The sequence below is a fragment of the Paenibacillus cremeus genome, assembly GCF_007786445.1.
Classification (GTDB): Bacteria; Bacillota; Bacilli; order Paenibacillales; family NBRC-103111; genus Paenibacillus_G; species Paenibacillus_G cremeus.
On sequence record NZ_VNJI01000040.1, the window covers coordinates 61,400 to 70,706 of the forward strand.

Consider the following 9,307-nt stretch of genomic DNA (forward strand, 5'->3'; position numbering starts at 1 on the left):
ACGAGAAGATGATGGATTAAAACGTTTCAATAACAGGTTGATTATACCATTTAAACGTTTAAATTAAAATACAAATCTTTATGCAAAAATATTTCGGTTTCCTACATTTTTTTTCGAAAAGGGGATGACAATTTCCATACATAGGAGTATGTTTTATATAGAACTACATGCTTATAGGGGGAGATTCGATGTGGGCTTCTTGAAAAAATATGCTTCAACGTATTGGAAACGCTTTTTTCTAGCGATTTTCTTTGTCATGCTTGAAGCGCTCGCGGATCTGAGCATGCCTACGATTATGGCTAGAATTGTCGACGAAGGCGTTGCACGATTACAGTTGAGCTATGTGCTGAGCATGGGCGGCTTGATGCTGCTGATTGCAGGACTAGGCGCGATTGCGGCGTCCAGCAGGAACGTGATCGCGAGCCGGGTGTCCCAAGCATTCGGGGCGGAGTTACGATTCGATTTATTCAAAAAAATTCAGACGTTTTCCTTTGAAAATATCGATCAATTCGAACGGGCTTCGCTTATTACCCGGATGACGAACGACGTAACGCAGGTGCAGAACTTTATCAATGGATTGATGCGCATCTTCGTTAAAGCGCCGATGCTTTGTATCGGGGGTCTCATTATGGCGGCCAGGCTCAATTCGCACCTGTCGGTGGTGCTTGTCGTCGTTATTCCGATTGTCGCCTTCCTGATCGTGATGAATATGAAGATCGGTTTTCCGCGTTTTTTGCGTGTGCAGAAGATGCTGGACCAGGTCAACGGGATCATGCGGGAATACTTGTCCGGCGTGCGCGTCGTGAAAGCCTTTAACCGGTTCGATTACGAGCAGAACAAATTCGATCAGACGAACCAGGAATATCGTGCCAAATCGACACAAGCGATGCGGGCGATGGCGATTTTTAACCCGGCCATTATGCTGACTGTGAACTTCGGAATCATTGCCGTGCTGTGGATCGGAGGCAGCGGTGTTAGCGGTGGGACGATGCAGGTGGGGCATATCATTGCGTTTATCAACTATATGACGCAGATTTTGTTTGCGCTCATGATGATCTCCATGGTATTTAATATGTTCATCCGGGCGAGAGCGTCGGCAGTGCGGATCGGCGAAGTGTTCGAGCAGCAAAATGCCATGACCTGGAAGGAAGGGGTTACGGCGGATACCAACGTGCGAGGCCTGGTCGAGTTTCAAAACGTCTCGTTTTCTTATGATGGGACAGCCGGTACGCCGGTGCTGAAAAACATTACGCTCTCGTGCCTGCCTGGCGAAACAATCGGGATCATCGGGTCTACCGGCTCGGGGAAGAGCAGCTTGGTGGGGCTCATTCCGCGGTTCTACGATACGTCAAGCGGCTCGGTTAAGGTGAACGGCGTAGATGTGAAGGATCTCGATCCGAAGAAGCTGCGGGAAAAAATCGCGATCGTGCCGCAAAAAACGGTGCTGTTCACCGGCAGCGTGATGGACAACATTCGGATGGGCAAAGAGAACGCGACGGAAGAGGAAGTCGAGCTGGCGGCCAAAATCGCGGAAGCGCATGATTTCGTCAGCACCTTCCCTGAGGGCTACCAAACCGTGCTCGGCCAAAAGGGCGTCAACTTCTCCGGCGGTCAAAAGCAGCGGGTATCCATTGCTAGAGCATTGGTGCGGAAGCCTGAAATTCTCATCCTGGACGATTGTACAAGCGCGGTGGATGTAGCAACCGAGGCGCGGATCAAAGAAAAGCTGAAGCTGTATGCGAAGGATCTCACTTGTCTGTTGATTGCCCAGCGGATTACGTCCGTTATGGATGCGGATAAAATCGTCGTCTTGGACAACGGTGAAATTGTAGGGATCGGGACGCACGATTCGCTGCTGAAATCCTGCCAAGTATATCAGGAGATTTATCAGTCTCAGGTCGGAAAGGAGATGTATCAGGATGTCAAAGCCGAATGAGCCGGGCAGGGGCGCTGCAGACCAGCAGCAGCCGAATATTCCGATGATGCAAGGGATGGGAAGACCGGGCGGACCGGGTGGAGGCTTTGGCCGAGGCGGTCCGGTAGTAAAGCCCAAAAATTTCAAAGGCACGATGAAGCGCATTTGGCAGTTCATCGGCAAGGAGCGCAAATGGCTGAGCCTAATCTTTACCTTCATCTTGATCGATTCCGCCATAACGTTATCGGGCCCTTACTTGATCGGGCTGGCCGTCGATACGATGGCTCATCAGGATGCTTCGCAGAGCATGGACTATTTGCACCTCGTCATTTTCGCGCTTGTTGCGGCTTATGTGTCGGACGGCGCGCTGACCTTCCTGCAGGGCTGGCTGATGGCCGGCGTTTCGCAGCGGATCGTCATGAACCTGCGGGGAACGCTCTTCTCGAAGCTTCAGAAGCTGCCGCTTGCCTATTTCGACGGCCGGCGCCATGGGGAAATTATGAGCCGGCTGTCCAACGATATCGATAACGTGAGCAACACGATCTCCCAGTCGACAACCCAATTGATGACCGGAGCGATCGCGATTATCGGCTCTCTTGTGATGATGCTCGTACTCAGTCCTTTGCTTACGCTTGCGGCTATCATTACCGTACCACTGGTTTATTTGCTGGCGCGGACGATTACCAAACGAACCAGTGCGCTGTTTAAAGATCAGCAGGCGCAGCTGGGCCGATTGAACGGACATATTGAGGAGACGATCTCCGGGCTGCAGGTTGTCAAAGCGTTTAACCATGAGGAAAAGGCGATTGAAGAGTTCCAAGCGGTCAATGAAAAGCTGGCTTCGGTCGGCCTCAGAGCGCAGATCTGGTCGGGCTTCCTAATGCCGCTCCTCGCCGTTATTAACAACATCGGCTTTGCTGCCGTAGCAGTAGTGGGCGGGGTGCTCGCGATCAACGGACATATTACCGTCGGAGTCATCGCCAGCTTTCTCAGCTATTCTAGGCAATTTGTCCGCCCGCTCAACGATTTGGCCAACATCTTCAACGTGCTGCAATCCGGCGTCGCCGGTGCGGAACGCGCCTTCGAAGTGCTCGATGAGCAAGAAGAGCCAGAGGATCAGCCAGGCGCTGTCGCGCTGGTCAACCCGAAGGGACATGTCGTCTTCGAAAATGTCAGCTTCGGCTACCGTGCTGATGTGCCGATTCTGCAGCACATCAGCTTCGAATCGGCACAAGGCAGCAGTACTGCGCTGGTAGGCCCTACTGGAGCTGGTAAGACGACCATCGTCAACCTGTTGACGCGATTCTATGATGTCACGGGCGGTACGATTCGGATCGACGGCCGGGACATTAAAGAATACACGCGGGACAGCCTGCGCCAGTGCTTTGGCATCGTGCTGCAGGACACGTATTTGTTCTCGGGGACGATTAAGGAGAACATTAAGTACGGGAAGCCGGACGCGACGGACGCGGAGGTGGAGCGGGCCGCAGCCATGGCGAACGCCGATGTGTTCATTAAGCGCCTCCCGAACGGGTATGACACGCTGTTGTCGGAAAACGGCGGCAATCTCAGTCAAGGGCAGCGGCAGCTGCTTGCAATTGCGCGGGTCATTCTGGCGAAGCCGTCTATCCTCATTCTGGATGAGGCGACCAGCAGCATCGATACGCGGACCGAGCTTCATATCCAAGACGCCTTGCTGCATCTGATGCAGGGGCGGACCAGCTTTATCATCGCGCACCGGCTGAATACGATCCGTGAAGCCGACACCATTATGGTCATTGATCGCGGGGCGATTATCGAGAAGGGCAGCCATGACAGGCTCATTCAGGAGCAAGGAGCGTACCACCGGATGTTTTTCAACCAGTTCAAAAACATCGCTGTGGAGACCGGTTAATATAAGAAACGGATGAAAATCGCGCGCGTGATATGCAGCGGCTTTCATCCGTTTTTTTGCATTGCTTGGCTATTAGCTATTGGCGTTGGCTAGCTCTGCAATTCGCTCATTGGCGTTGCCTCTAAATACGCCGCCGTGGTAGCAAATGACCGTCTCGATATCATAAGCGGCCAGCTTCTTAAGTGATTCGACCGCTTGCTTCGGATCCGTGGAATATTGCGGGATCGAGCCCGTCAGCTGTCTGTCGATCACGTTCAGCGCATCTCCGGCGATAAGCGTCTTGCTGCCGCGGTGATACAAGCTCGTATGTCCCGGTGTGTGGCCAGGCGTGGTGATGACGGTAAGGCCGCCGCAGTACGGCAGCTCCTCGCCGTCTTCGATCGTGCGATGGACGTCGGCCTTCGGCAGGTTCGAGATGAGAGCGAGCATAGGCTTGCGCCGCTCCTCCGGCCATTGCTCGATCTGTGCGACCATTTCATCTGAGAATTTAATTAGTCGCTTCTCGCCTTGGATGTACGGCTTCTCGATCTCATGGGCCAGCACTTCAATGGGGTGAGACGATTCTTTAAGTATAGCTGGCAAGCTTCCGATATGGTCAATATCTTGGTGGGTCATTATAATCCGGTCCAACCGCTCGAAGGGGACGCCGGCTTTCTCTATCGCTTCGCGAAACAACGGAAGCTGCCCCGGATAGCCCGTGTCAACCAGAATTACTGTGTGTTCGTCCCAAAGCAGCGTGGGGTGGATCGTCCGGACTTCTCCCATCAGGTGCGCTGTAATGTCGAGCATCTCTAAGCCATTAGCTACTAGCATCGTATCCCTCCAGTGGTTTTCTGCCAATCCACTGAATAGAATAATTAAAATCGCCTCCGAAGTCAAACTCGAAACATAATATCATATCACAAAAATAAATTTTTGTCAATATAGTAGAAGATGGTAATGCAGGCTGCTGGAAGCTGAACAAATGCCTATCTTCGGGGGGATAAGCATCGCTTTTTTGTGCCAGCGCATAGGTTAATGGTGTATCTACATCCCGATTCCAAGTCTGAGAGGGGAAGGCGCTAGATGGGCAAAAACTCCCGTTCCTATCACAATGGCGGTTCTGATTTTGATCCGAGCAGGCCCCAGGGGCAGCAGCAGCAATATGGCGGCGGCCATCAAACGCATCATCATTGGCACGGAGGACATCATACGCACCATCATTGGCATTGGCCGGCAGGACACGGGCAAATGCCTGGCGGACATATGCCTGGCGGACATTGGCCTGGCGGACATATGCCTGGCGGACATTGGCCTGGTGGACATATGCCTGGCGGACATATGCCTGCCGGACATATGCCTGGAGGTCAAATGCCTGGTGGTCACATGCCGGGCGGGCATATGCCAGGCGGACAATGGGGCCTAGGCCAAGGCGGGCATGGTGGTCAAGGCGGACAATGGGGTCAAAGCGGACATGGGTCAAGTGGACAATGGCATAGTGGCCATGGCACTGGCACCGGTGGCCATCAATAACTTAGTAAAGGGCTCGCGCGCGCGGGCCTTTGTGTTTTTTAGGAGCCGCTGTGCTGATCACATAGTCCATGTGGATGGTCATGGTTAGCATTCCTTCTTCTTCCGATTCATGCTACTTTGAATGTATATGGCATCGAATACCGTATACATTAGAGGAGGATGAACGCATTGAAGCTGGGCATCAGCTCATACAGCCTTTTAAAAGCGCTTAAAGCACAGGAAATGGACATCCTTGGCGTTATCGATTGGATCGCCGAGCAGGGAGCCGAGCATGTCGAAATTGTGCCCCTAGGTTTTTCGCTGACGGACAACCCCGAGCTGATCGATGCGATTCAGGAAAAAGCCGCTGCACGTGGGCTAGACGTGTCAAACTATGCGATCGCAGCCAATTTTGTTACGGAAACGACGGAGCAGTATGAGCTCGAGATCGAGCGGGTCAAGCGCGAGGTGGACATTGCCGCTAGGCTCGGGGTCAAACGGATGCGCCATGATGCGGGTTCACGGAAGGATACGTCGATCGGCCGTTTTATCGAGGACCTGCCTTCGATCGCTTCGGCTTGTCGGCAAATCGCCGATTATGCGGCGCAGTACGGGATTGTGACCAGCGTGGAAAACCATGGCTACTACATGCAGGCGAGCGATAGAGTGCAGGCATTGATTCATGCGGTGGGCCGGGATAATTTTCGGACGACGCTGGATGTCGGGAATTTCGTGTGCGTAGAGGAAAACCCCGTGGTCGCGGTCAAGCATAATATCGAATATGCGTCCATGGTGCATATCAAAGACTTTTACCTGCGCCCGGCGGATCGAAATCCGGGTCAAGGGTTTAATCGGACGGCAAACGGCAATTTTTACCGCGGAGCGATTGCCGGGCAAGGAGACCTGGATTTGCGGCAGATAGTTAGCATCGTTAAGCATTCCGGGTATGACGGATACATTTCGCTTGAATTCGAAGGGATGGAAGACTGCCGTCTTGGTACGCGCATTGGCTTGGACAATGTCCGGCGTCTGTGGGACGAGGCATAGTCGAGGCTGCATAAACGTAGAAAAGAACCTCTTTACCCGCTGGAGTTACTTGGGCGGGTATGGAGGTTCTTTTTGCATGCTTATTCCGAATCTACATCTGCCGCACGATCCTGCTCTTCGACGACGATGTCATGTTCTACGACCCGCACGATCCGGTTCTGATCATCCACAAACACGACCTTCGGCTTGAGGCCCCCGAGCTCCTCCTCCGAGAACAGCGCGAGACTCAAAATAATGACGATATCGCCTGGCTGAAACAGGTGCGCCGGAGGTCCGTTCAGACAGATTTTGCCGGAGCCTTCCGGAGCGGGGAGCGCATACGTTTTCCATCTCGTGGCATTGCGAAGGCTTGTAATTTGCACCATTTCGTAGGGGTGAATATTAGCTTGCTTCATCAAGAGCGCATCGATCGTGATGCTGCCCACATAATTCAGATCGGCTTCCGTGACGGTTGCCCGGTGAATTTTTCCCTTGCACATCAAACGCTGCACCTTTTGCACGCACCTCTTTTTGGAATAACGTTGGTCAGTTGATCTCCTCCCACTATATGCGGGCTCGCCGCCTATCGTCACCCGGAGGAAAACTATTGTAAGTTCAACTCAACTAGGTGGAAGCCGTTCCAGAAATGGCTCGGCTTTTGTATCGTGATATAGATGATTTCTTCCTTCGTCAGAACGGTCCATTGCTAACAGGCAGCCTGCCATAACACGTGGAGGTGCATCATGATCAAATGTTGGTTAACTTGTATGAAGTGTGCACAGACGCAGCCGATGGGACTCGTTTCCAGGTGCGCATGCGGAGGCTTATTGATGGTGGAGTACGATCTGGAGCTCGTTAAGCGGACACTGACTAAGGAGGCGCTCACCGACCGGATCTCCTCGATGTGGCGATATATCGAGCTGCTGCCGGTGCAGCGGGCAGACGCCGTCGTTTCGCTTGGCGAGGGCTGGACACCCCTCATCCGACTGGATCGGGCGGAAGCGCAGCTGCCTCTGAAGCGGCTGTATGTGAAGCGGGAAGAGCAAAATCCAACAGGAAGCTTTAAATCCAGAGGCTTCTCCAGCGCCGTCTCGCTGCTGCACGAACGAGGAATGACGAAGGCGGCGGTTCCATCCAACGGCAACGCAGCGTCAGCGCTGGCCGCTTATTGTGCCCGGGCAGGCATGGAGGCGTATGTGTTTGTGCCAAAGGACTGTCCGGAGCTGATTATACAGGAATGTCTGCATTATGGGGCACAGCTGTACCTAGTGGATGGCTTCATCCATGATGCCGGCCGGATCGTTGAAGAAGGAAAGGTGACGGAGGGCTGGTTTAATACCGGCACGATGCGGGAGCCTGGGCGTGTGGAAGGAAAGAAGACAATGGGGCTGGAGCTGGCGGAGCAGCTCGATTGGCAGCTGCCGGATGTGATCGTCTATCCGACCGGTGGCGGCTCCGGGATCATCGGGCTGTGGAAGGCGTTCCACGAATTGAAGGCGCTGGGCTGGGTACAGGGCGAGCTGCCCCGGCTGGTCAGCGTACAGGAGGCGGGCTGTCAGCCGGTCGTTGATAGCGTGCAGGGGTTTGGCGCCGGGGGCTCGTCCAGCGATACACTGCCTACCGGTCTTCGCGTGCCTGAGCCGCCGGATTGCGGACTCATTGCGGACCTGCTGAAGCAGACGAAGGGAACCGCCGTGGCCGTCACGCAAACCGAGATTCTGAAAGCGCAGCAATCGCTTGGAGAGCAAGGAATCTCGGCGTCGCCGGAGGGGGCCGCTACGTGGGCCGGGCTGATGCGGCTGTGCGAGGAAGGATGGATCGGTGCGGAGGACAGCGTCGTACTGTTCAATACTTCCCATGCGCTTAAATATGACTTCTTGCTGCCGAAGCTGACAGTGCCGGTGGTCCGAACCTACGCCGATGTTGTCCAATGGAAGGGGAAATAGAATTATGCCGGGAAAATGGAGCCAGTATCGATTTTATGCGAGGGATGCCCGTTTTCGGCCGTATATGCCCCAAACTGCGTTGCTGAACCAGCAAACATTATCCTCTTATCTTGGACGGTTTGGCAGCGTCTATGTGAAGCCGAATCTGCAGCATACCGGTAAAGGCGTCATGAAGGCGTGGCGGCAGAACAACCGCTATCATTATGTGTTCGTACGGGGTAAGGTGCAGTCGTTCGAAACGGTGCAGGAGATGTATCGGCATATGCGCCGACGCTTCGGCTCGAAGCCCCACATCGTGCAGAAAACCATTGATTTAGCCAAAGTCGGCGGTCGGCGCTACGATATTCGCGTGATGATGCTTAGAGGAGGGACCGGCGCATGGACGTATTGCGGCATGCTGGCCAAGGTCGCCGGGCAGGGCAGCATCGTTACGAATGTCCGGCGTGGAGGCGGGTATGCGATCACAGTGGATCAAGCGCTCTCCCGATCGCTGAACCTGTCGACCGATCAGATCCAGGCGATGAAATCACGGCTGATCCGTCTTAGTCATGCCATCTGCTCACGGTTTAACAGCTATAAGTATACGTCGCAGATCGGGATCGATTTTGCGATGGATTCGTCAGGGCGGCTGTGGATTATAGAAGTGAACTTTGATTTTCCTTCGCATGACTTGTTTGCTTTACTCAAAGATAAAACCTTTTATTGGAAAATCAAACGAACCGTTCGTGCATATCGCAGCAGAGGAAAAAAGCGGCGGTAGTGCAGTGGAACTGAGAGAAAGGCTCCTGCTTTGGCAATGTCATTTAGTTAAGGCATAGTGTCCAAAATCAAGAACAAGAGCAGGTTATCGAAAAGATAGCCCGCTCTTTTTTTGCGCAAAAATGCGAAATAGGTATTGACAAGCAGTTAAAAAAATGTGGCGAAGCCCCTTGAAAAACGAGGAGGTTTTGTCATTGGAATTGTACGCGAGCTCTTTAAAAGAAACGCTGACATCCCTTATTCGAGAGATGTCAGTGGCACCCGAACTTTATGTTA

At 53.4% G+C, this 9,307-nt stretch carries 8 protein-coding genes; 6 read left to right on the top strand and 2 right to left on the bottom strand.

Features of this window, described 5'->3' with window-relative positions; genetic code table 11:
- The first annotated feature begins 190 nt into the window (after positions 1-190).
- On the top strand, positions 191-1,936 hold the full coding sequence (locus FPZ49_RS24845) for an ABC transporter ATP-binding protein (protein WP_222429961.1): 1,746 nt from the start codon (positions 191-193) through the stop codon (positions 1,934-1,936).
- Positions 1,937-1,979: 43 nt separating this feature from the next.
- Complete coding sequence (locus FPZ49_RS24850; RefSeq protein WP_144852236.1) at positions 1,980-3,809, top strand: ABC transporter ATP-binding protein; 1,830 nt, start codon at positions 1,980-1,982, stop codon at positions 3,807-3,809.
- 72 nt (positions 3,810-3,881) lie between these two features.
- Here the strand turns inward: FPZ49_RS24850 and FPZ49_RS24855 are convergent, their stop codons facing one another.
- Positions 3,882-4,622 (bottom strand): MBL fold metallo-hydrolase, encoded by a 741-nt coding sequence (locus FPZ49_RS24855; RefSeq protein WP_144852201.1) that lies wholly within the window; start codon positions 4,620-4,622, stop codon positions 3,882-3,884.
- 252 nt (positions 4,623-4,874) lie between these two features.
- On the opposite strand from FPZ49_RS24855, the gene FPZ49_RS24860 reads away from it, so the two are divergent.
- Positions 4,875-5,321: a hypothetical protein gene (locus FPZ49_RS24860; RefSeq protein ID WP_144852204.1), complete on the top strand. Its 447-nt coding sequence runs from the start codon at positions 4,875-4,877 to the stop codon at positions 5,319-5,321.
- Between the two features lie 168 nt (positions 5,322-5,489).
- On the top strand, positions 5,490-6,347 hold the full coding sequence (locus FPZ49_RS24865; RefSeq protein ID WP_144852239.1) for a sugar phosphate isomerase/epimerase family protein: 858 nt from the start codon (positions 5,490-5,492) through the stop codon (positions 6,345-6,347).
- 80 nt (positions 6,348-6,427) lie between these two features.
- On the opposite strand, the gene panD is transcribed toward FPZ49_RS24865, so the two are convergent.
- Entirely contained in the window at positions 6,428-6,838 is a 411-nt protein-coding gene (panD, locus tag FPZ49_RS24870; protein WP_144852207.1) for an aspartate 1-decarboxylase, read from the bottom strand.
- A 231-nt stretch (positions 6,839-7,069) separates the two neighbouring features.
- Here panD and FPZ49_RS24875 point away from each other — a divergent pair, with 231 nt between their 5' ends.
- A complete protein-coding gene (locus tag FPZ49_RS24875; protein ID WP_144852209.1) occupies positions 7,070-8,272 on the top strand; it encodes a threonine synthase in 1,203 nt (400 codons plus the stop codon).
- A gap of 4 nt (positions 8,273-8,276) precedes the next feature.
- On the top strand, positions 8,277-9,032 hold the full coding sequence (locus FPZ49_RS24880; RefSeq protein ID WP_261381600.1) for a YheC/YheD family protein: 756 nt from the start codon (positions 8,277-8,279) through the stop codon (positions 9,030-9,032).
- The last annotated feature ends 275 nt before the right edge of the window (positions 9,033-9,307 follow it).

Coding starts and splice junctions, on each gene's coding strand:
- FPZ49_RS24860 (WP_144852204.1), top strand. CDS start 4,875: ATGGGCAAAAACTCCCGTTCCTATCACAATGGCGGTTCTGATTTTGAT.
- FPZ49_RS24880 (WP_261381600.1), top strand. CDS start 8,277: ATGCCGGGAAAATGGAGCCAGTATCGATTTTATGCGAGGGATGCCCGT.
- FPZ49_RS24855 (WP_144852201.1), bottom strand. CDS start 4,622: ATGCTAGTAGCTAATGGCTTAGAGATGCTCGACATTACAGCGCACCTG.
- FPZ49_RS24850 (WP_144852236.1), top strand. CDS start 1,980: ATGATGCAAGGGATGGGAAGACCGGGCGGACCGGGTGGAGGCTTTGGC.
- FPZ49_RS24875 (WP_144852209.1), top strand. CDS start 7,070: ATGATCAAATGTTGGTTAACTTGTATGAAGTGTGCACAGACGCAGCCG.